The 21,815-nt window shown below is 46.1% G+C and carries 17 protein-coding genes; 4 read left to right on the top strand and 13 right to left on the bottom strand.

Going from position 1 to position 21,815, the window contains the following annotated elements; genetic code table 11:
• Nucleotides 1-69 precede the first annotated feature (69 nt).
• The 11 genes from nqrF to JEZ96_RS04255 all read right to left on the bottom strand — a co-directional run bounded on the left by nqrF (nt 70) and on the right by JEZ96_RS04255 (nt 11,561).
• Nucleotides 70-1,326 (bottom strand): NADH:ubiquinone reductase (Na(+)-transporting) subunit F, encoded by a 1,257-nt coding sequence (gene nqrF, locus JEZ96_RS04305; RefSeq protein ID WP_011790494.1) that lies wholly within the window; start codon nt 1,324-1,326, stop codon nt 70-72.
• Nucleotides 1,327-1,372: 46 nt separating this feature from the next.
• On the bottom strand, nt 1,373-1,981 hold the full coding sequence (nqrE, locus tag JEZ96_RS04300) for an NADH:ubiquinone reductase (Na(+)-transporting) subunit E (protein ID WP_011790495.1): 609 nt from the start codon (nt 1,979-1,981) through the stop codon (nt 1,373-1,375).
• A gap of 5 nt (nt 1,982-1,986) precedes the next feature.
• Nucleotides 1,987-2,619: an NADH:ubiquinone reductase (Na(+)-transporting) subunit D gene (locus JEZ96_RS04295; protein ID WP_011790496.1), complete on the bottom strand. Its 633-nt coding sequence runs from the start codon at nt 2,617-2,619 to the stop codon at nt 1,987-1,989.
• Nucleotides 2,619-3,407, bottom strand: coding sequence for a Na(+)-translocating NADH-quinone reductase subunit C (locus JEZ96_RS04290; protein ID WP_011790497.1), 789 nt, complete (start codon nt 3,405-3,407; stop codon nt 2,619-2,621). Before JEZ96_RS04290 ends, JEZ96_RS04295 begins: the two co-directional genes overlap by 1 nt.
• Nucleotides 3,400-4,599 carry an NADH:ubiquinone reductase (Na(+)-transporting) subunit B gene (locus JEZ96_RS04285; protein ID WP_011790498.1) on the bottom strand — a complete coding sequence of 400 codons (1,200 nt, stop codon included), beginning with the start codon at nt 4,597-4,599 and terminating at the stop codon, nt 3,400-3,402. The genes JEZ96_RS04290 and JEZ96_RS04285 overlap by 8 nt, the downstream gene beginning before the upstream one ends.
• Nucleotides 4,599-5,933 carry a Na(+)-translocating NADH-quinone reductase subunit A gene (locus JEZ96_RS04280; RefSeq protein ID WP_011790499.1) on the bottom strand — a complete coding sequence of 445 codons (1,335 nt, stop codon included), beginning with the start codon at nt 5,931-5,933 and terminating at the stop codon, nt 4,599-4,601. Before JEZ96_RS04280 ends, JEZ96_RS04285 begins: the two co-directional genes overlap by 1 nt.
• Nucleotides 5,934-6,334: 401 nt before the next feature.
• A complete protein-coding gene (locus JEZ96_RS04275) occupies nt 6,335-8,386 on the bottom strand; it encodes a TonB-dependent receptor (protein ID WP_025008810.1) in 2,052 nt (683 codons plus the stop codon).
• A 165-nt stretch (nt 8,387-8,551) separates the two neighbouring features.
• The gene (luxS, locus tag JEZ96_RS04270; protein WP_011790501.1) at nt 8,552-9,061 is read right to left on the bottom strand and encodes an S-ribosylhomocysteine lyase; all 510 of its coding nucleotides are present in this window, start codon (nt 9,059-9,061) and stop codon (nt 8,552-8,554) included.
• Between the two features lie 131 nt (nt 9,062-9,192).
• Nucleotides 9,193-10,302: a TRAP transporter substrate-binding protein gene (locus JEZ96_RS04265; protein ID WP_128090161.1), complete on the bottom strand. Its 1,110-nt coding sequence runs from the start codon at nt 10,300-10,302 to the stop codon at nt 9,193-9,195.
• Between the two features lie 198 nt (nt 10,303-10,500).
• The gene (locus JEZ96_RS04260) at nt 10,501-10,821 is read right to left on the bottom strand and encodes a BolA family protein (protein ID WP_011790503.1); all 321 of its coding nucleotides are present in this window, start codon (nt 10,819-10,821) and stop codon (nt 10,501-10,503) included.
• Between the two features lie 125 nt (nt 10,822-10,946).
• Nucleotides 10,947-11,561: an alpha-ketoglutarate-dependent dioxygenase AlkB family protein gene (locus JEZ96_RS04255; RefSeq protein WP_011918786.1), complete on the bottom strand. Its 615-nt coding sequence runs from the start codon at nt 11,559-11,561 to the stop codon at nt 10,947-10,949.
• An 83-nt stretch (nt 11,562-11,644) separates the two neighbouring features.
• Here JEZ96_RS04255 and JEZ96_RS04250 point away from each other — a divergent pair, with 83 nt between their 5' ends.
• Both JEZ96_RS04250 and JEZ96_RS04245 read left to right on the top strand, forming a co-directional pair.
• The gene (locus JEZ96_RS04250; RefSeq protein WP_041412309.1) at nt 11,645-12,781 is read left to right on the top strand and encodes a methyltransferase; all 1,137 of its coding nucleotides are present in this window, start codon (nt 11,645-11,647) and stop codon (nt 12,779-12,781) included.
• Between the two features lie 204 nt (nt 12,782-12,985).
• Nucleotides 12,986-16,177, top strand: a complete 3,192-nt coding sequence (locus JEZ96_RS04245; RefSeq protein ID WP_061783029.1) for a DUF2339 domain-containing protein — start codon at nt 12,986-12,988, stop codon at nt 16,175-16,177.
• 119 nt (nt 16,178-16,296) lie between these two features.
• On the opposite strand, the gene JEZ96_RS04240 is transcribed toward JEZ96_RS04245, so the two are convergent.
• Complete coding sequence (locus JEZ96_RS04240; protein ID WP_011790507.1) at nt 16,297-17,595, bottom strand: O-acetylhomoserine aminocarboxypropyltransferase/cysteine synthase family protein; 1,299 nt, start codon at nt 17,593-17,595, stop codon at nt 16,297-16,299.
• 123 nt (nt 17,596-17,718) lie between these two features.
• Entirely contained in the window at nt 17,719-19,158 is a 1,440-nt protein-coding gene (locus tag JEZ96_RS04235) for an aminotransferase-like domain-containing protein (RefSeq protein ID WP_014610000.1), read from the bottom strand.
• Nucleotides 19,159-19,316: 158 nt separating this feature from the next.
• Here JEZ96_RS04235 and JEZ96_RS04230 point away from each other — a divergent pair, with 158 nt between their 5' ends.
• Together JEZ96_RS04230 and cydB are read left to right on the top strand one after the other, a co-directional pair.
• A complete protein-coding gene (locus JEZ96_RS04230; protein ID WP_025008452.1) occupies nt 19,317-20,651 on the top strand; it encodes a cytochrome ubiquinol oxidase subunit I in 1,335 nt (444 codons plus the stop codon).
• A 60-nt stretch (nt 20,652-20,711) separates the two neighbouring features.
• Nucleotides 20,712-21,719 carry a cytochrome d ubiquinol oxidase subunit II gene (gene cydB / locus JEZ96_RS04225; RefSeq protein WP_011790510.1) on the top strand — a complete coding sequence of 336 codons (1,008 nt, stop codon included), beginning with the start codon at nt 20,712-20,714 and terminating at the stop codon, nt 21,717-21,719.
• Nucleotides 21,720-21,815: the final 96 nt, after the last annotated feature.

Genomic DNA, 21,815 nt, shown 5'->3' with positions numbered 1-21,815 from the left:
AATGCAAAAGTTGCAGATGAAAGATTAACCTCAACATCTGCAACTTTTCTCATCCTAGGCTAATGAACATTAGCCGCCGAAGTCATCCAACAGGATGTTTTCGTCTTCGACACCAAGATTTTTCAACATACCAATGACGGCAGCGTTCATCATTGGAGGTCCACACATGTAGAACTCACAATCTTCAGGCGCTTCGTGGTCTTTCAGATAGTTTTCATACAGTACGTTATGGATGAAACCAGTATAACCATCCCAGTTATCCTCAGGTTGAGGATCGGACAGCGCCACATGCCATACGAAGTTATCATTCTCAGCCGCGAGACCATCGAAATCTTCAACATAGAACATTTCACGCTTAGAACGCGCACCGTACCAGAAGCTCATCTTACGCTTAGATTTAAGACGCTTAAGTTGGTCGAAAATGTGCGAACGCATTGGTGCCATACCCGCGCCACCACCGATAAACACCATTTCTGCATCGGTATCTTTCGCGAAGAACTCACCAAATGGACCAGAAATCGTCACTTTATCACCCGCTTTTAAGCTCCATATGTAAGATGACATCTTACCGCAAGGCAGTGTCAAGTTACGTGGTGGAGGCGTAGCAATACGCACGTTCAGCATGATAATACCGAACTCTTCTGGGTAGTTAGCCATTGAGTATGCACGAATCGTTTCTTCATCAACCTTAGATTCAAGATTGAAGAAACCAAAGTGCTCCCAGTCACCACGGTATTGTGCAGGTACGTCGAAATCTGCATATTTAATGTGATGAGCTGGCGCTTCGATTTGGATATAGCCACCCGCACGGAATGGTACAGACTCGCCATCAGGAATTTGTAGCTTCAGTTCTTTAATGAAAGTGGCTTTATTATCATTAGAGATAACAGTACATTCCCATTTTTTGATACCGAAGATTTCTTCGTCAAGCTCGATTTCCATATCGTTTTTGACGTTAACCTGACAAGAAAGACGACAACCTTTACGGGCATCACCTTTGCTGATGTGGTCAAGTTCAGTCGGCAGAATATCACCGCCGCCAGACTTAATCACCACACGGCATTGGCCGCAAGAACCACCACCACCACATGCACTCGATACGAAAATACCGTTATTGGCAAGAGCGCCTAATAACTTGCCGCCCGCACCGGTTTTTATCGCTTTTTCAGGATCGTCATTAATACCGATCGTGATGTCACCGCTCGCCACTAACTTAGATTTAGCGAATAAAATCACTAATACCAAGATCAGGACGATAGCAGTAAACATACTCACACCGAGGTAAACCTCAAGTGGAGTAGATTTAAAAATACCAAGAATATCCATTAACTTATCCTTAGAAGGTCCAATTCAAGAAGCCGTTGAGTGTCTTTTACAGGGACACACCTGAAAACGACATGAAACCTAAGGCCATTAAACCAGCGGTAATAAAGGTAATCCCTAAACCACGCAGGCCATTAGGCACATCGGCATACTTCAGCTTCTCACGGATACCGGCCATCAATACGATAGCTAATGCCCAACCTATTCCAGAGCCGAAACCAAATACCACACTTTCGCCCAGTTTGTAGTCACGCTCAACCATGAATGATACCGCACCGAAAATCGCACAGTTCACAGTGATCAAAGGTAAGAAAATACCTAACGCGTTGTACAAAGGTGGAAAATATTTATCCAGTGCCATTTCTAGTATTTGAACTAAAGCAGCAATCACACCGATAAAGGTAATGAATTTCAAGAAGCTTAAGTCAGCTTCAGGTGCGCCAGCCCAAGCAAGTGCACCAGGAGCTAACAGCCCTTGATAGATAACTTGGTTCGCAGGAACAGAGATAGTTAACACTACAACTACCGCAATCCCTAGGCCCATGGCAGTAGTCACTTTCTTAGAAACGGCCAAGAAAGTACACATACCAAGGAAGAAGGCCAGTGCCATGTTTTCAATGAAAACAGAGCGAATTAACAGGCTAATATAATGTTCCATCGCACTTACCCTTTTGCTTCAACTTGCTCTGGCTTATAGGTACGAATAATCCAAATTAGAATACCAATTAGGAAGAACGCACTCGGAGGCAGTAATAACATACCGTTAGGTTGATACCAGCCACCCTCAGAGATCTTGTGCAGGATTTGGACACCGAATAGCGAACCGTTACCAAACAGTTCACGTACGAAGCCAACGGCTAATAGAATCACACCGTAACCTAAACCGTTGCCGATACCATCCATAAAGCTCATCATTGGCGGTGTTTTCATCGCATAGGCTTCAGCGCGGCCCATTACGATACAGTTGGTAATAATTAAACCAACAAATACCGACAATTGCTTAGAGATCTGGTAAGCATAAGCTTGCAGCAATTGGTCAACCACGATAACCAAAGAGGCAATAATGGTCATCTGTACGATAATACGCACACTGCTTGGAATGTGATTACGAATTAACGAGATAAACAGGTTCGAAAACGCAGTTACCGCAGTTAATGCCAACGCCATTACCAGTGCAGTCTCGAGCTTACTCGTTACTGCTAGCGCACTACATACACCAAGAATTTGGAGTGCAATTGGGTTGTTGTTGACTATAGGTCCAGTCAGAACCTGTTTCAGTTCTTTAGCGTCAGACATTAGCTGAGACCTCCATTGCGTGCTTTTTCAATGAAACTCGCAAAACCTTCTTTACCCAACCAGAATGTCAGTGAATGTTGCACACCGTTACTGGTTAATGTCGCGCCAGACAATGCGTCTACACCAAACTCAGTGCTGGCCACTGCGGGATTTTTGGTTATGCTGATAGCGAGTTTACCTTGCTCATCAAATAACTTCTTACCCTGCCACTTAGCTTTCCACTGTGCGTTTTGCACTTCGCCACCTAAGCCCGGTGTTTCACCGTGCTCGTAGTAGACTAAGCTTTGCACTGTATTTAAGTCTGCATCCATCGCAAGGAAGGCATACATAGTCGACCATAGGCCATAACCATGAACGGGCAGGATCACGCTCGTTAATTTACCTTGATCATCACGCACCAGATAAACCACAGCATTCTCAGCAACACGTTTGATAGAAGCAATATCGTGCTCAGGTACAAATGAAGTTTTCACATCCCGAGACGCTTTGCGTTGATCAAATTTATCAGCGTCAACACCATCAACCCAATCACCGGTTTTCAAGTTAACGAGTTTAGCTTCGATATGTTTGCTATAAGTTTCCAAAATTTGCGCTTTGGTCACTTTGCCCGCTTTAGTATCGATAAGACCAGCGGCTTCCAGAATGTACTTTTGCTTATCAAGTAGTTTATTTTCTGCTTGAGTCGGGCGCAGTAACACTGCTGCAGTAGACACAAATATCGCACAAATTAGACATAAGCCGACGACGATAAATAACGTTCTGCCGAACGAATCTTTATTACTAGCCACGGGCAATCCTCCGCTTGATATTTGCCTGAACCACAAAGTGGTCGAACAATGGCGCGAACAAGTTAGCAAACAAAATTGCCAACATCATGCCTTCTGGGAATGCAGGGTTAATCACGCGGATAAACACAGCCATTGCACCAATCAAGATACCGTATGCCCATTTAGCTTGGTTAGTAAATGACGCTGACACTGGGTCTGTCGCCATAAACATCATGCCAAATGCAAAGCCACCTAACACTAAGTGCCAGTACCAAGGCATTGCAAACATTTGATTAGTATCGCTACCAATCAGGTTCAGCAAGGTTGAAATGGCAATCATACCGACCATCACACCGCCAACGATGCGCCATGAAGCAATACGGGTATAGATGATGACCAAACCACCTAATAGAATCGCTAATGTAGACACTTCACCGACAGAACCTGGGATGAAACCGAAGAAGGCATCCCACCAGTTTTGGTTGAAGGCATAATCTAAACTGCCCGCAGCTGCTTGGCTCAGCGCTGTCGCACCTGAATAACCATCTGCCACAACCCATGTAGTGTCACCTGACATGTTCAGCGGATAAGCAAAGAACAGAAAAGCACGACCAGCAAGGGCAGGGTTTAAGAAGTTACGACCAGTACCACCGAACACTTCCTTAGCCACGACCACACCAAAGGTGATACCTAGTGCCACCATCCATAATGGAATCGTCGCTGGTAGCGTTAAGGCAAACAGGATAGAGGTTACGAAGAAACCTTCGTTGACTTCATGGCCACGGATAGCCGCAAACAACACTTCCCAAATACCACCGATGGCGAATGTCACCGCATAGATAGGCAGGAAGAAACAGGCGCCATACCACATTAATGCTGGCCAGCCAGAATTTGCCGTCAGTTCAGTACCGAACATGCCAAACAAACTCACTTGCCATACATCTGGGGTCGCAAAACCAGCGATTAACGCTAATTGTGCTTGTAAACCTACGTTGTACATACCCACAAACATCGCGGGGAATGCACAGGCCCAAACCGTAATCATCATACGTTTTAGGTCAAGGTTATCGCGAACATGGGTTTTACCTTTGTTCACTTTACCTGGCGTATAAAAAATCGTGTATGCCGCTTCGAATAGGGCATAAAACTTTTCGTATTTACCGCCTTTTTCAAAGTCGGGTTCAATACGTTCGAAAAAATCTTTCAAGCTCATTAGCCTTCCCTCTCGATCGTATCTAGACAGTCACGCAGATATGAACCGTAGTCATATTTGCCTGGACATACGAACGTACACAGTGCGAGATCTTCTTCATCCAACTCTAACGCGCCTAACGTAGCAGCGCCGTCAAAATCACCTGAAACTAAGTCACGCAGCAACATAGTAGGAAGAATATCCAATGGCATCACACGCTCGTAGTTACCAATTGGCACCATAGCGCGATCTGAACCGCCCGTGCTCGTTGTCATACTGAACAAACGAGAAGGTGTCAGATGCCCAAGGAATGCACGAGTAATAGAGAATTTGTTTGAGCCTGGTAATACCCAACCTAAAAACTCTTTCTCAGTACCTTCTTCTAGCAAACTCACTTGAACATGGTAGCGGCCTAAGTATCCTTGAGGACCCACAGCAGTACGACCGTTCAGTACAGAGCCTGAAATCAGACGCACATTACCCGCTAAGGTTTCACCTGCAGTTAATTCCGCCATGCTCGCACCCAAAACTGTACGTACCAATCTTGGTTTAGCCGCTTTAGGACCCGCTATAGCAACCACACGTTCAGTATTGAGTTCACCCGTCGTAAATAGCTGACCAATTGCTATTACATCTTGGTAACCAATATGCCAAACGGTACGTTTTGCAGATGCAGGTAATAAGAAATGGATATGAGTACCCACTAAACCCGCAGGATGAACGCCAGCAAATTCTTCAACTTGGGCGTTTGCGGCAGGAATATCGGCGCCTGGTGCTTTACAAAGGTAAACTTTACCTTCGGTGAGTCGTGCTAAGATCTTAAGACCATTAGCAAAATCTTCTTTATGCTCACGGATCACTACAACAGGATCAGCGGCAAGAGGTTGAGTATCAATTGCGGTTACAAAAATACCAGCGGCAGATGAATCTACAGCAGGAACTTTGCTGAAAGGACGTGTACGCAAAGCAGTCCATAAACCTGATTCAATCAGATTATCACGGACCAGTTGCGAGTCGAGCGTATCGAGAGCAGTGGCGTCATACTTAGCAAAGGAAACGCTGTCGTTTCCTTCCACTTGAATAACAACAGACTGCAACACACGCTGGGCGCCCCGGTTAATGTCTAATATAGTACCACTGGCTAAAGCCGTATATTTAACGCCTAAATTCTTCTTATCTTCAAAAAGAACCTGGCCTTTTTGTACTTTATCGCCCACTTTAATCTTCATTGTAGGACGTAAGCCAATATACTCTTCACCCAAAGTAGCTACATGTTTAATGGCTGGGCCATTATGGATAACTTGCTCTGGTCCGCCTGCTATAGGCAGTTCCAATCCTTTCTTAATTGTAATCATATCCACAAGCACTACGTTTTGAAGGAAAGACAATGCGCCGCGTTCCTGCTAAATACTGAGGTTTTAAACAAAACCCACTGCATTGAGCTAGCGCAGATTTATCACGGAAATGCGATCGCAATCACGCTGGTCGCGCGCATTTTACCCCAATTGACTTGGCATCGCCACGAAAATTATAGGTGTTTTCAAACCTAAAATACGGATTTAAAAGAATCATGCGCTACGGCGTTCACCTTCCGGCCGAGTGAATGGCCAGAAAGAGACAATATTCCGGTCGGGAGGTACTATAACATTAATTTTTAAAGAGTTAATTTAGCGAAAGGTCGATGTTAGTCAAAAACACCCACTAAGGAGTGTTATCGTGATCACGCTGCATTATCCCAGACAAGATATCCTGTAGCTTAGAAACGCCATTGATACCCCAAATAGCTGATACGTCCATTTTCAACTCGAATTCCGCTATTTGATGCTGTTGTTACCAAAGACTCATCCAACAGATTTTCGACTCTAAAATAAAATCGATGATGGCGATCAAATTGATAACTTGCGGCTAAATCTACCCTTAGCTGCCCAGCAATGGGGGTTAATTCAGCACCAAACTGACTCAACTCCCTTTCCGATTGGTAAAACGCATTGACATTAACTTCATACGCTTCGTATTTCATTCCTGCGCTAAATTGCAGTTGCTGTTCGGGTAGCCACGCCATTTTATCACCCGCGAACACACAACCTTGGATCTCGGTACAAGTATTGGTTTGGTATTCTGAATTGATATATTGGTAATTCAGTGAGAGGGGAAACGTCAGATGTTCAACATTCCACAAATAGCCCAGACTCACTTCAATGCCATAGGTCTGCACATCAGGAATATTCTCTTGGGTGAATAAACGCGCATCAGCACATAAAGAATAAGCGTTGCAATCCACATGCAGATTATCAAACTCCTGCATGTAGGCTTTAAGATTGGCATTAAACCCCTCAAGGGCATATTGCATACTCACTTGGTAATGGAGTGAGACCTGTGCTTCCTGTTCAAGATTTCCCGCACTCGCGGCCGTCCAAGCCCGTCGAATATCCGTACTAAAACGCCAATTCCCCGCATCGTAGAAAACCCCCAACTGCGGCATCCAATCACTGTCAGAAAAATCAACAGCATCGAGTCCGGCATAGGCTGAATGCACCTCACGATTAACATCAACATGCTCATAGGTAACGCCCAGCTTAAACTGTAATCCTTCCCATTTAAGTAATGAATCAACTGATGAAGTCAATGCCGTTGCATCATCTGTATAGGCCAATATCGAAGATGATGCAGCCTTGACAATACTTCTATCTGGCAGCCACATTGATTGCTGCTCTGCAAATCGCATTTCAGCTTTATCCGTATGATAACGAGCACTGTAAATAATTTGATGTTCACCATACTGATTTACAGATTGGGTCTGCGCGCCAAAAGCGCTGTAATCATTATCCTGCTCAAGGGCGGCAAGTTCAGCACCACTATTCCAAGGCTGGCGATCAAATGCGGCGATCTCGGCAAGACTTTGCCTATCTATCACGAGCCCATTGAATTGGTTCACTTGGCTTAACTGTTGGGCATAGGAGTGATAATAAAAGTCCGTGATAAATTGGCTATTACCGAGGTTAACCTGATGGGAAAGTTGATATTTATGGTATCGACCTATGGCTTGGTCTTCCGCGCTAGCGGAATACTGCATCATGGGATTTTTCAACCAGTCGGCGCCAGTCACCCCCAAGAGTGAGCGATAACTATCAACATCGAAAAACTGATAGGTAAACTCGGTCATCTGAGGGTTTCTAGCCCCTAATAGACTCGATGCATTAATCTTAAAAAGAATGTCAGTGCTTGTTCTATCCGTATCGCGGCCAGTGAAAAAATCACCCTCACCTTTATTCTTTTCATAGTTAACCGCCAATATCGTGCCATATTCTTTCTGCTTAACCCCCCAATTCATTTCAGCACTCATATCGGAGTCAGTCGAACCTTCAACTGTGATTTTGCTCTCTTGTGCTTGATCTAGCATCGCAAGGCTCTGATAGCTGATCACCCCAAATGCCCCCTGCCCACCAACAGTCATCTCCGATAATGGCGTAACTGTCACACTTTGCTGTTGCAGTAGATTAGGCAATAACTGTAATTGTGGTGCTGAATAAGGTGCCGGTGAGAAGTAAACGCGGTCCTGCAACACGGCCACACCTTGGCTAACTGAGCGCATACTGATATTTGCAGGATTGCCACTGTGATCGGCTGGTAATATTGTCAAGGTTTTCAAGCGACTCAGCGCTATCACATCATCGCTACTGTGGTAAATATCATTCACTTCATAAAGATTGATGGTTTGAGAGTCGAGAGGATTCGCAAAAAGATGACTTGAATAGTGAACAGAAACCGCAACGGCACAAAACGATAGGATAAAGTAACGACTAGACATGCCAAGCTCCCAAAATAATGTTGGTTAGCGCACGATTTGTTATTAAGTTGTAAAATAACTGAATTTATTTGAAAAAAAAAGCGACTACGGTCGCTTTCTTCATATCACTAGGACATTGTGAGTCGTTAAGCCCGTTAAGGATGGCTTTCCCCTACGAATGATGGCTTATAGCTTACCTAATATCTCATCACTTAATTTTAAATCATCATTACGATTCACACTCACACCTGCTGCGATGATATTACGGGCGATCTCTTGCGCCTGCTCTAATGAATGCATCTCATAGGTTCCGCACTGGTACTCATTGAGCTCTGGAATTTCGGATTGCTCAACGACTTTTAATACATCTTCCATCGCCGCTAACCATGCCACAGCAACTTGATGCTCGGTTGGCTCTCCAATTAAGCTCATATAAAAGCCTGTACGGCATCCCATTGGAGAAATATCAATAATTTCAACATTGCTGCTGTTTAAGTGATCACGCATAAAGCCTGCAAATAAATGTTCCAGCGTATGAATGCCACGCTCGCTCAGGATTTCTTTATTCGGCGTACAAAAACGTAGGTCAAATACGGTAATGGCATCACCCTTTGGTGTACTCATATGTTTCGCAACACGTACCGCAGGAGCATTCATTCGAGTATGGTCAACGGTAAAGCTATCAAGTAATGGCATGGGGATCTCCAAATTCTCAGGGCGACATCAACGCCACTGCAACAATCTATTTATATTATAGACGGCAAGCATAACACTAAATAAATTAGGCCGATAATAAGTTAATTAAAGATAAAATCACAAATCAAATACTAATGCTGACGATACTGACTATAGGCATCTTCTGATATTTTGTGATATTGGCGCACACCTCTCTCATAGGTTCGGTAGGCATCATGGACAATCTTCATCAAAGGATCTTGATTTGCTTGGTCCCCAATAACTTGACTTGAAATTTTCTCAAGCTCGGACAACACCGCAGGGGGAAATTCTTTCAATACCACCCCTTTATCTTTGACCAATGTATCAAGTGCTAACACATTGCGGGAAGTATATTCATCGAGCATATCTTGATTAATGGCTCGGGCAGCAACCTTGACTATAGCCTTAAGATCGGCGGGCAAATTCTCAAATGCCGCTTTATTAATCAAAAATTCCATATTTGAACCAGGTTCATGCCAGCCGGGGTAATAGTAAAACTTAGCCACTTTATGCAAGCCAAAAGCAAGATCATTGACGGGTCCAACCCATTCTGCCGCATCGATTGAACCTGTTTGCAACGCTGTATAGATCTCACGCCCCGCCATATTAACAGGTACAGCGCCAACACGTTTTAAGACTTCCCCACCCAATCCCGGCATACGGACCCTCAATCCTTTAAAATCGGCAATGGTATTAATGGGCTTATTAAACCAACCGCCCATTTGCATCCCCGTATTGCCCCCCGCCAGCGGAATAACCCCAAAGGGTCGATAGACCTCTTCCCACAGTGCCATACCGCCACCATAGTGAAGCCAACCATTCATTTCTTGTGCAGTCATACCAAAGGGAATCGATGAAAAAAACTGCGCCGCAGGAGATTTACCTTTCCAGTAGAAGGAAGTCGCGTGGGCCATTTGAATTTTGCCCTGACTCACGCCATCAAAAACAGCAAAAGCGGGCATAAGCTCACCCGCACCATAGACAGTGATTTTTAAACGGCCATTGGACATCTCATCAACTAAACGTGCAAATCGTTCGGGAGCCATACCTAAGCCAGGAAAGTTTTTAGGCCAAGAGGTCGCGAGTTTCCATTCAATAATCTGCGCATCGGCTCTAAGTGCAATGTCTGGTGTTGCCTTTTCTGTATTGCTGGATGGTGGCTTACAACCACCTAATCCTAAAAGTAATACCGCTAAAAGCAGGCTACCAAACTTATGCATCGAGTTTCTCCCACACTGCGCATCGAGTCTTATCAAATACTCACATTTACGCGATCGCAAAGTGCTTAACGCCTTTAAAAATAAAACATATTGTTAACACAGAAAATTCGACAGGGAAACTAAAGAATGCCCTTCATTTGACCTAAAACAAAAAGCCACTCCCATGGAGTGGCTCAAGATGCGCAGCAGGTTAATAGCTTAACCACGACAATTAGGCGTCTTTGGCACTTCGACGTTAGCATCCCATTCGCTCTGGGTGAACGTATGTATAGATAAAGCATGCACTCCCGTTGCCAATTCATGGGCTAAGCAGCTATTGACTAAACGATGGCGAGCCAATAAGCGTAACCCATCAAACAGTTCACTGACCAACACCACTTTAAAGTGGGTTTCGGAATTGGGTGGCACATGGTGGCGATAGCTTTCGTTAAGGACTTCTAAGTGGGTCGGTGAGAAGTTTTCTGTTAACTTATGGGTGATAATATTAGCCACTGTGACTGGCTCTTGGGTATTGGACATATTCGAGTCTCAGAATGGGAAAATCCAGTGGGCGCAGAGTACTGCTTCAAGTGCAAAAGATCAAATTCACTCATCAAGATTGCTTACTTTATTTTATTACCATTGCCACATTTCGATTACAGATCTTAGCCATGATAATTTACAACTAATTGCCTAAAGGTGTAGTTCCAACGTGGCTCTTTTACTTTCAACCGTTTAGGGAGGCTATGCAGCCAATCACTTTGCATGGGCCAATGCATGATCAGTAGATCGCCACTGTTCAAACTGATGCTGTACTTGGTTTGGCTGTGCTTATGCTTAAGCACAAAATCCCGCGTGGCGCCTAAGGTAATAGAAGCAATATGACTCCCCTGAGCAATTTCAGGTTCATCATCACTGTGGGCGCCCATACAATCTTTACCATCGGCGTAGCGATTCACTAATACCCCGTTGCTCTCCAAGCCATAATCCCGCGCTAACTTATCCCTCAACTTGTGAGCATATTTAGGCCAAGGTAGGGCGCGGATAAACAGTCCTGAATATAAATAGTCGCAGCCCAGATCGCCAAACCACACTTGCTGGCGAGGGATCGCGTGAAACTGACCGAAGACTTGGATTTCGGGGCGACTTAAGGGATAGGTCTGCGCTTCTTTCATTAGCGCCGCTTGCTGCTCAGTATTAAGATAACCCCGCACTAAGGTGATGGGCGGTTTAATTTGAGCCTCACCCTCTGTATCAAACCCTAACTTACCTTGTTGCATTGACGTCCTCCATGCGAGCCGTCGCACTCAACCATGAAATCTGCGATAATCTGCGCCTTAAATTTATTGGCGCAGTGTGGCACATGACAACACAATTTTCAGTAGCGGGTGTTGAACTCGAACTCTTACGGTATCCAGCTCAGCAGGAATCCAATCTTCAAGCTTGGGATGCCGCCGATGAACACTTACTCAAAAGCCTTATTGAGTCAGAGCAAGCCGCCGTGCCAACCGCTATTGTCAACGACAGTTTCGGCGCCTTAAGCTGCGGTTTATCTAAATTGCATCCAAGTTGGCCACTATTTGTTGAAACCGATGCTAGAACCAGCTTTTTAGGCACAGAGCAAAATCATGGCCGCAATCAGTTGCCGATGGATAATCTGCAGTGGTTTACCAGCCGCGATACCTTGCCGGAAAACTTAGCCTTAGTATTGATGAAGTTGCCTAAGAACTTAAGCTACTTTGCCCACCAGCTAACGCGCTTGTCGCAAGTGTTACCTGCAGGCACTCGTGTATTAGTGGCCGCCAAAGCCAAATCGATCAATAGCGCCTTACTCGACATCTTTGCTAAACATTTAGGCCCCGCAAGCGCCAGTTTAGCGTGGAAAAACACGCGAGTGATCACCTGTGTCAGCGATGGCAAACCAAGACCATTAGCCAAAGAAGTGACTTGGGCCGTACCCGAATATCAACTTGAGATCAGCAATTTAAGTAATGTGTTTGCCGCCAACAAACTCGATATTGGCGCACGCATCATGCTAGAGAATCTGCCCAAAGGGAATTTTAAGTCGATTGTTGATCTCGGCTGTGGCAATGGCGTGCTGGGGTTACGCACCGCCCAGTTATTCCCAGAGGCTGACATCCACTTTATCGACGATTCTGAAATGGCAGTCGCATCAGCCAAGGCAAACTGGGCACGCAACCAATTGCCCGCAGACAAAGGCCACTTTTATTGGGACGATTGCATGACGCATCTGCCAGAAGAAGTTCAACCGGATCTGGTACTGTGTAATCCGCCGTTCCATCAAGGTGAAGCCATTACCGATCATATTGCCTGGCAGATGTTTTTAGATGCCCGCCGCCGCTTAAAAGAGGGGGGGATCTTACATATCGTCGGCAACCGTCATCTGGCTTACCATGTAAAATTACAGCGCTTATTTAAGAACTGCACCACAGTCGCCTCCAACGGTAAATTTGTGATCCTACAGGCACAGAAAAAATAAACTCATCGAAATTGACACGTTAAATGAGAGCCAGCAATATCTGGCTCTTTTTTATACAGGGCTCTTTTTATGCTGAGCAATGACATGTTGGAAAAGTCGCAGTCGGAGATTTCCTAAAAATCAACAAAAACTAGCCGAAAAATACACATACAAGTACAATTCTTGCCGACAAAGGTTTATGAGTTAAACACTTAGGAATGAGATATGCCGTTAAAGGATGACGTTGCCCAATTAAAAGCTGAGCTGGCACAGCTACAATCGCTGCATTTATCGCAGCAATCTTCGCTCAGTCGTCAATTAGCAGAATTCTCCACTAAGCTCGAGACCTTAAGTCAGCAAATTGCGACTGAAGACGCCACTGAAACCACTCTGAATATGGCAGCGAGTGCTTCATCGATTGCATCTGTGCTCACCGCCGCCGATAACGCGCCTACATTAACCTATGCGGCACAAACACCAACCCTTGAGCCAGCTTCCGTAGCGCCAGCTCCCGCAGAACCCAACCCATGGCAGCAAAACGCTTGGCAAGAAGACCCTTGGCAAATAAAAACGAAAAATACCTCGACAGAACAAACCGCTAAAACCGAACACCAAGCGCAAGATCAACAACTGAGTGATGAAGTCAAATTGCAGGCAAGCGTGCAAGTGGCGAGTCAATTTGATGAGTTGTTATCCCAAGGACTCGCGGCCGTCATGGCCCCCTTTGCGGCAGTCAACGAGCAAGTCAAATCTTTCTACCATCATTATCAGGCCAAGGGATTAGGACCTGTCTTTTTGATGACTGTCGCAGGCATTATCACCCTGACCTTAGGCTTTGGGTATTTACTGCAATATTCAATCAACCATTGGTTTTCAGAACTTGGCAAAGCGCTACTCGGGTTTGCCAGCGCGAACGCTATCATAGTGGGCGGGATTTTTATTCGCCAAAAACGCGCGGGTATGGCTGATTTTGGCTCAGGTATTGTCGGACTCGGACTCATACTTAATTATCTCTGCGCGTACTTTATTGGGCCGTATTTTGAGTTAATACCTAATAGCGCGAGTTTTATCTTACTGTTATTGATCACTTTGGCAGGTTATGGCCTGTCGATGCGCTTAGATGCCAAAGTGATCGCCGTGATCGCCTTAGTCGGTGGTTCGACTGCACCTATGATGCTGTTATCCCAAAGCTATGCGCCGCTTTTGTATCTGCCTTATTTACTGCTTATTGGTGCCGGCGCCCTTGCCCAGAGTCGCAAACTTAAGTGGCCGCTATTACTGGAAATCACCGCCCTGTTGCACATAGGCTGCATCGAAGCCTTTAGCTACTTCATTGAATTGCCACTCAGGGGTTTTGGCGGCATCAGTCTGCTGGCGCTTATCAGTATTAATGCAACCTTTTATCTCTACGGCATCACCAGCCTACTATTTACCAAGCCGTTTACCCATCATGATGAAAAACATAATGCACTGAGCCATCGCATACTCGCCCTACCGATAGTATTGCTCGCCTTTGTGTTATTAGAGTTAACGCAATTTACTGAGTTCGCAGGGGAAATTTTTGCAATCAACGCTCTGATTTGCGCAGCCCTCTATTGGAAACTAACTTGGAAGCGCACAGGCAACCTAGAAAAAGCCCGCAGCGGCTTATTGTTAGTCTTTGCAGGGAGTTTTGCGGGATTTGCCGCACTGTATTTACTCAGCCACGATTTCCTCGGATTAGTCTTACTGCTCGAAGCCTTATTACTCTTGTGGATTGGCACCAAAGAAGAACTGATTTCCGTTCGCGCCGAAGCCTATGTATTGCTGCTGATGGGATTAGGGCTCAATGCGTCTAGTGTACTGACGGGCATGAGCCTTTTAGAATCAAGCTTTATCGATGGGGCGCCAATTTCTCCCTTATCAGCTTTTGGCTTTCCACTGTTAGCACTGGCCTTAAGTTGCGCCGCCTTAGTCTTTGTTATTCGGCTTTTAACACTCCACCATACATTGCTTTCGGCCCTAGAAAGTCAGCTAAACAGATTGTTAAAAGAGCTATTAAGCGGTTTTTATGTGGCGACAATTATCCTCGTGGCTTACCTTTTAAGCAGCGATTACTACCTCGCCATCTTGCCACTGGTCAGCCTATTACTGCTGTATTTAAGCGAAAAGGACAGACTCGTTATCAGTGAATTTGCTGCTTGGCTCTTACTATTGCCGCTGCTGTTTAAGGTTGTTGAAGGTATAATGCTCACAGGCAGTTTTAGCTTTAGTGCCCAACCGCTCATGGCAAAACTGGCACGGATTGAGTTATTTATCGCCCTACTCTTGGCCCATTATTGGTATCGTCGCCACTATAAAGATGCCTTATTTGCCAAAGCCGCTTATACGATGCAAATCTTCTGCTATTTGCTGCTACCGCTTATTCTGCTGCCCAAAGTCATCCGCAACCATTGGGAATATACCGCTATCGCACTCTGGCTGAGCACCTTTATGAGCCTAGGTTTAGCCTACTTTGTTAAACATAAGAGTTTGAACATAGAAGCCAAAATCCTCACTTGGCTAGCGGTTCTGATGACCGCCTCGCTCTGCCTTATTCACGCTTGGCAAGGACTCGCGGCGCTGGCTGTTGGCGCCCTCTTTATGGGCTTCACCCTGCTCCGCTACCGCCAATTACCCGAGCGTTGGCGCCCCTTGCTGCAACTACAATGGCAATTAAGCCCTTATTACTTTGCACTGGTATTGGCCGTGATCGTTTATGGCTTTAATCATTCAGAGCTAGTAGGAATAGCGATGACGGCGTTAGCCTTAAGTGGTTATTTTGCCTTGCTAATCCAAAGAGGTGTAAGCCAAGCCTCACATAGCATGAAGTTAACCCTCGCCGCTGAAATCCAAGCCGCAATAAAGGAAAGCTACCATCTCGCCTATGGCCTCACTTTAGGCTTAGCCCTGTTGCCCATCATGTTGCATTTTGAGCTAACACTCGGGCTTAATCGTGATAATGCCTCGTTTGTGTTAATCGAGTTTTTATCACTGGCACTCCTAGCAAGGCTTATCTTGCAGCACGGCGCAGCAATACGCTTGCATAGACGCATCTTACCTTTACAAGGACTTAAGTGGAGTTGGCATCTGTTACTCGCCTTGAGTTACTTTATGTGGAGTTATAGCTTCGATAACATTATTGCCGCACCGCTCAGCGCGATTTTATTGGTTATCCATGGCAGTGTGTTGATGTTTATCAGCTTAAAACCACAAAATGCCGATATGATCCGCCTCGCCGCAGGGCTATTTACCTTATCGACACTTAAGGTGCTATTACTGGATATGGCTTCATTCGAGCTAGTGCAAAAGGTGATTGCCTTTATGCTGATCGGAGTCATTTTGCTGACTGTATCTTACTTCTATCAAAAGGCGAGAAATCGACTGCAGCAAGATTAACATCGTTTTAAAGCACTAAAAAAGCCGCCATCAAATTGAATCGATGGCGGCTTTTTACTGTTAACGATTTAATAAAGCGATGAGGTATCGGCTATTTAATATGGGCTATTCGATACGAGCTATTTGCTCGCCAGTGCCTTATCGAGCGCCTGCGACACATCGGCAATAATATCGTCTATATGCTCAATCCCAACCGAGATACGGATAAGATCCTCAGACACGCCCGCCCGTGCCAGTTCATCGGCATCGAGCTGTCTGTGCGTAGTGCTCGCAGGGTGGCAGGCCAAGGATTTCGCATCCCCAATGTTCACTAAACGCAGGATCATCTGCAGTGCATCGATAAAACGTCCGCCAGCAAGCTTACCTTCTTCTGCTGTGGCAGCTTTAATCCCAAAGCTGATGATCCCAGAAGCTTTTCCGCCAGTGATCTTGTGGCAATTATCCTGATAAGGGCTGCTCGGCAAGGCGCCATAGTTCACCCAACTGACCGCCGGATGCAACACCAGATATTCAGCTAATGCCAAGGCATTCGAGCAATGGCGCTCCATTCGAAGGCTTAAGGTTTCAAGGCCTTGCAACAGTAAAAATGCACTGTGCGGTGACAGTGCGGCGCCGGTATTACGCAGCGGTACCACACGGCAACGACCAATAAATGCAGCAGGACCAAAGGCTTCTGTGTAGACCACGCCGTGATAAGAAGGATCGGCTTGGTTGAGTAAGGCAAATCTTTCCTTATTTGCCACCCAATCGAACTTGCCTGAATCAATAATCACTCCACCGATTGTCGTGCCATGGCCACCAATGTATTTAGTTAAAGAATGAATAACGATATCGGCGCCATGCTCAAAGGGGCGACATAACACTGGAGTCGCGACCGTATTATCGACAATTAAAGGCACGCCATGCTTATGGGCAATCTCGGCTAAACGTTGTAAATCGACAATATTGCCCGCCGGATTACCAATCGATTCGCAGAACAAGGCCTTAGTTTTGTCATCGATCAGCTCATCGAGGCCTTCAAAATCATCGAAGGCCGCCATACGCACTTCAACGCCTTGGCGCGGCAGCGTATGGGCAAACAGATTGTAAGTGCCACCATAGAGCTGACTGGTGCTGACGATGTTATCGCCAACTTGAGTCAAGGCTTGAATCGCATAGGTAATCGCCGCCATACCTGATGCTACGGCCAGCGCACCTATGCCACCTTCAATGGCCGCCAGACGTTGCTCTAGCACGCTAGTAGTAGGATTCATTATCCGAGTATAAATATTGCCAGCGACTTTTAAGTCAAATAAATCAGCACCATGCTGGGTATCGTCGAAGGTATAAGAGGTCGTTTGATAGATAGGTACAGCGGCCGCCTTCGTGGTCGCTTCTGACTCATAACCGTGGTGTAATGCCAGTGACTCTAATTTCATTTTCCCTTCCTTATCCGTAGCAGCCCAGTATTCAATCGACATAGAGAATTGCACAAGATTTGTGCATGCTCAACAAGCTAACAGATAGACATCTAGAAGTCTAAAAATTTTTAGCCACAGCCTTTAACTTCGGCGCGAATAGTTACGGATAAGTTCGGCCAGTACCACGACCGCTGAGACTATCTCTGGCGAGCACTCGTATGAGGCATTCAAACGCATAAAATGGCGGAATTCGACCTGATTACTAAAGAGATTTCCGGGTGCAATACTGATCCCACGCTCAATCGCCTGATAATAAATTTGTGTAGCGTCCATATGTGCTGGCAGCGCTAACCAGAGAAAATAGCCGCCCTGCGCAAAGTTGACCCCCACAGATTCGGGCAGATGCGCGCACAATAATTGATACATAGCCAATTTACGGCTGGCTAACTTTTTACGTAACTGTTTCAAATGCCGTTCATATTGCGCCGACTGAATAAAATCGGCGATGGCGAGCTGCATCGGCGCACTGGTCGATAACGTCGACATGACTTGTAAGCGTTGTAACTGCGGTGCATGGCATCCCGCCGCCACCCAGCCGACACGATAACCAGCAATCAAAGACTTAGAAAATGAGCCGCAGTGCAACACCCGTCCTTCGGTATCGAAGGCTTTTACTGGCCTTGGCGCGCTGGAATCGACATAGAGTTCTTGATAAACATCATCCTCAATCAGACTGACCTTATGCTCGTTTAGTAGCTGATAAAGCGCTTGTTTTTTAGTATCCGATAAACTGCAACCTAAGGGATTTTGATGTTGGCTCATCAACCAGCAGGCTTTCACTGGATAGGTTTTCAACACTTCTGCCAGCGCCTCGAGATCAATCCCCTGTTGTGGATCGGTAGCAACCGCAATGGCCTTAAGCTTAAGCCGCTCAATCGCTTGCATCGCACCATAAAAGGTCGGTGATTCAATGACAACCCAATCCCCCGCTTGAGTCAGCGTCGCTAAACTCAAGTTGAGCGCCTCCATGGCACCCGAGGTAATGATGATTTCGTCGGGCGAAATGCTCATGCCTAATTTGGCATAACGTTGGGAGATCGCCTTACGCAGTCCCGCATTGCCTGGCGGTAAATTATCGGCGGCAAAAGAAGGTGACATGTGCCGAGTGACCTTAACCAAAGATCGCGCCAGTGCTTGTTGCGGAAATAAACTAGGATCGGGAAATCCTGAGCCAAAGGGCACTATGTCCGCCTGCTTTGAAGCCTGCAGAACATTGAATACAAACTCATTAATATCCACGCTATCGGAAAGATAAATCGGCTTTTGTCGCTCGGGATAACGAAAAGCTTCTCCCTGGCGCGCGATTAATTCCGGCTTTGGCGCCACTAAATAGCCAGACTTAGCCTGCGCCGAGATCACGCCTTGGCTTTCCAATAACTGATAGGCATTGAGCACTGTCATCAGACTCAAGCCCGAATCGGCCACAGTCTGGCGCAGCGATGGCAATTTGTCCCCCGCCTGCCAGACACCTTGGGCTATTCGTGTCTTTAATTCCTGCGCTAACTGTTCGTACTTCGCCATCTGTTATAGCCCAATCAATATATTCTGTGTCTGTTATAGCCAGCTTATCCCATGGTCTAATAGCACACAAGCTTTCACCGTTGAGCCAATTTAGGGCTCAGTGTACGCGACTAGATCAATGCCTTTGTAACGAGAAATGCCTATCGCTCGAGGAAATTATGTTTGATTTTGATGCCACTGTACTCGCTAGGATCCAATTTGCTTTTACCATCTCTTTTCACATTATTTTCCCTGCCATCACTATCGGCCTCGCCACCTATCTGGCGGTATTAGAAGGCTTATGGCTGAAAACTGCGAATGAGGTTTACCAACAACTCTATCAATTTTGGTCGAAGATTTTTGCCATAAACTTTGGCATGGGCGTGGTCTCAGGCATAGTGATGGCCTATCAATTTGGTACCCATTGGAGCGCGTTTTCCGCCTTCGCGGGCAGCGTGACGGGGCCGCTACTCACCTATGAAGTCCTCACCGCCTTCTTTCTCGAAGCGGGTTTTCTGGGGGTCATGCTATTTGGTCAGCAGAAGGTAGGCAAAAACCTGCATTTCTTCGCCACTTGTATGGTCGCCACGGGCACGATTATCTCAACTTTCTGGATCTTAGCTTCAAACAGCTGGATGCAGACGCCCCAAGGTTTTGAAATCGTGAACAATCGCGTCATTCCTGTGGATTGGTTTCAGATAGTGTTTAATCCGTCATTCCCCTATCGTTTAGCCCATATGACAGTGGCAGCCTTTATTTCGTCGGCTTTCTTTGTGGGCGCATCGGCGGCTTGGCATTTACTCAAAGGTAACGACACGCCCGCTATCCGTAAGATGTTGTCTATGGCGATGTGGATGGCGTTAATCGTCGCGCCGCTGCAAGCGGTAATTGGTGATTTTCATGGTTTAAATACCCTTGAATATCAACCTGTAAAAGTCGCGGCAATGGAAGGCCATTGGCGTAATGAGGGTGATAAACCCACACCGCTTATCTTGTTTGCGATTCCCGATATGGACGCAGAGAAAAACCACTTCAGCCTCGAAATCCCAGGGCTCGCGAGCCTGATCTTAAAGCATGATTTAAGCAAACAAGTGCCAGCCTTGACTGAGTATCCCGCCAAGGACAGACCCAATGTGTTGTTAGTGTTCTGGAGTTTTAGGCTCATGGTTGGCTTAGGTCTATTGATGATTGTTGCCGGACTGTGGAGCGCTTATCTCAGACGCAAAAACAAACTCTACAGCAACAAACACTTTCTGCGATTTGTATTGGTGCTCGGCCCCGCCGGATTGCTCGCCACACTAGCGGGTTGGTTTACCACCGAGCTTGGCCGTCAACCTTGGGTGATCCAAGGATTGATGCGCACTCAGGATGCCGTGTCTTCCCACAGCGTTACCCACCTGAGTATCAGCCTAGGAATTTTTATCGTCAGTTACTGTGGCATCTTCGGCATTGGTTATCGCTATATGATGCGACTCATCCGCAAAGGGCCAGATATCGCGGCAACAAGCCATTAATTTTAAAGTAAATGAATCTAGTTTTACTTATTCAATCTTAAACATATTTAAGGGCTCACCATGGAATTCGATCTACCCTTGATTTGGTTCGGGATCATCATTTTTGCCACCTTAATGTATATCGTGATGGATGGCTTTGATCTCGGCATCGGCATACTGTTTCCCTTTATTCACGATGAGGACGACAGGGATATTATGGTCAATACCGTCGCCCCCGTTTGGGATGGAAACGAAACTTGGTTAGTGCTCGGCGGCGCTAGTCTGCTCGGTGCCTTTCCCCTCGCCTATGCCATAGTACTCGAAGCGCTGACCATACCGCTGCTTATCATGCTGCTGGCATTGATTTTTCGCGGCGTGGCATTTGAGTTTAGATTTAAGTCGGGCGCAGAAGCTAAACCATTCTGGGATAAAGCGTTTATGTTCGGTTCTATCACGGCCACCTTTTCACAGGGCGTAGTACTGGGGGCGTTTATCTCTGGCATTTCGGTCAGCGAGCAACAATTTAGCGGCAGTAGTTTCGATTGGTTAACGCCCTTCTCACTTTTCTGCGGTTTTGGCCTTATGCTGGCCTATGCTTTGCTCGGCGCAACTTGGTTGGTGAAAAAATGCCAAGGTGAGCTTAAAACGACCATGCAACAACTCGGCAGAGTCCTGACCTTATGCCTGCTGATGACCATAGGTTTAGTCAGTTTATGGACGCCTTTTGTGCAACCCAATATTGCCCTGCGCTGGTTTAGTTTACCGAATTTATTCTACTTCGCCCCAGTGCCAATACTGGTATTAGCCTGCAGTTGGGCCTTGATAAAATCCCTAAATCGTGATGATAACTATCAGCCATTCCTACTCACGCTATGCCTGGTTTTTTTAGGTTTTAGTGGACTCGGGATCAGTATCTGGCCACACATTATTCCGCCCAATATCAGCCTTTGGCAGGCGGCCGCGCCCGATAGCAGCTTAAGCTTTATGCTCGTCGGCGCCCTGATGATCATCCCGCTGATTTTGGTTTATACCTTTTGGAGCTACTACGTATTCCGCGGCAAAGTAACCAAGGATGCAGGCTATCACTAGCCATGACTCAGGTAAAAGAGGCTTCCCAAAACGCGACCTAAGCTAACTTGGCTTAGGTCGCTGATTCACTTTAGATGACTTTACATATGCAGGAGA

Origin of the sequence: Shewanella putrefaciens, from assembly GCF_016406325.1 — a bacterium.
Taxonomy (GTDB): domain Bacteria; phylum Pseudomonadota; class Gammaproteobacteria; order Enterobacterales; family Shewanellaceae; genus Shewanella; species Shewanella putrefaciens.
This window is presented reverse-complemented; position numbering and strand designations above follow the sequence as displayed.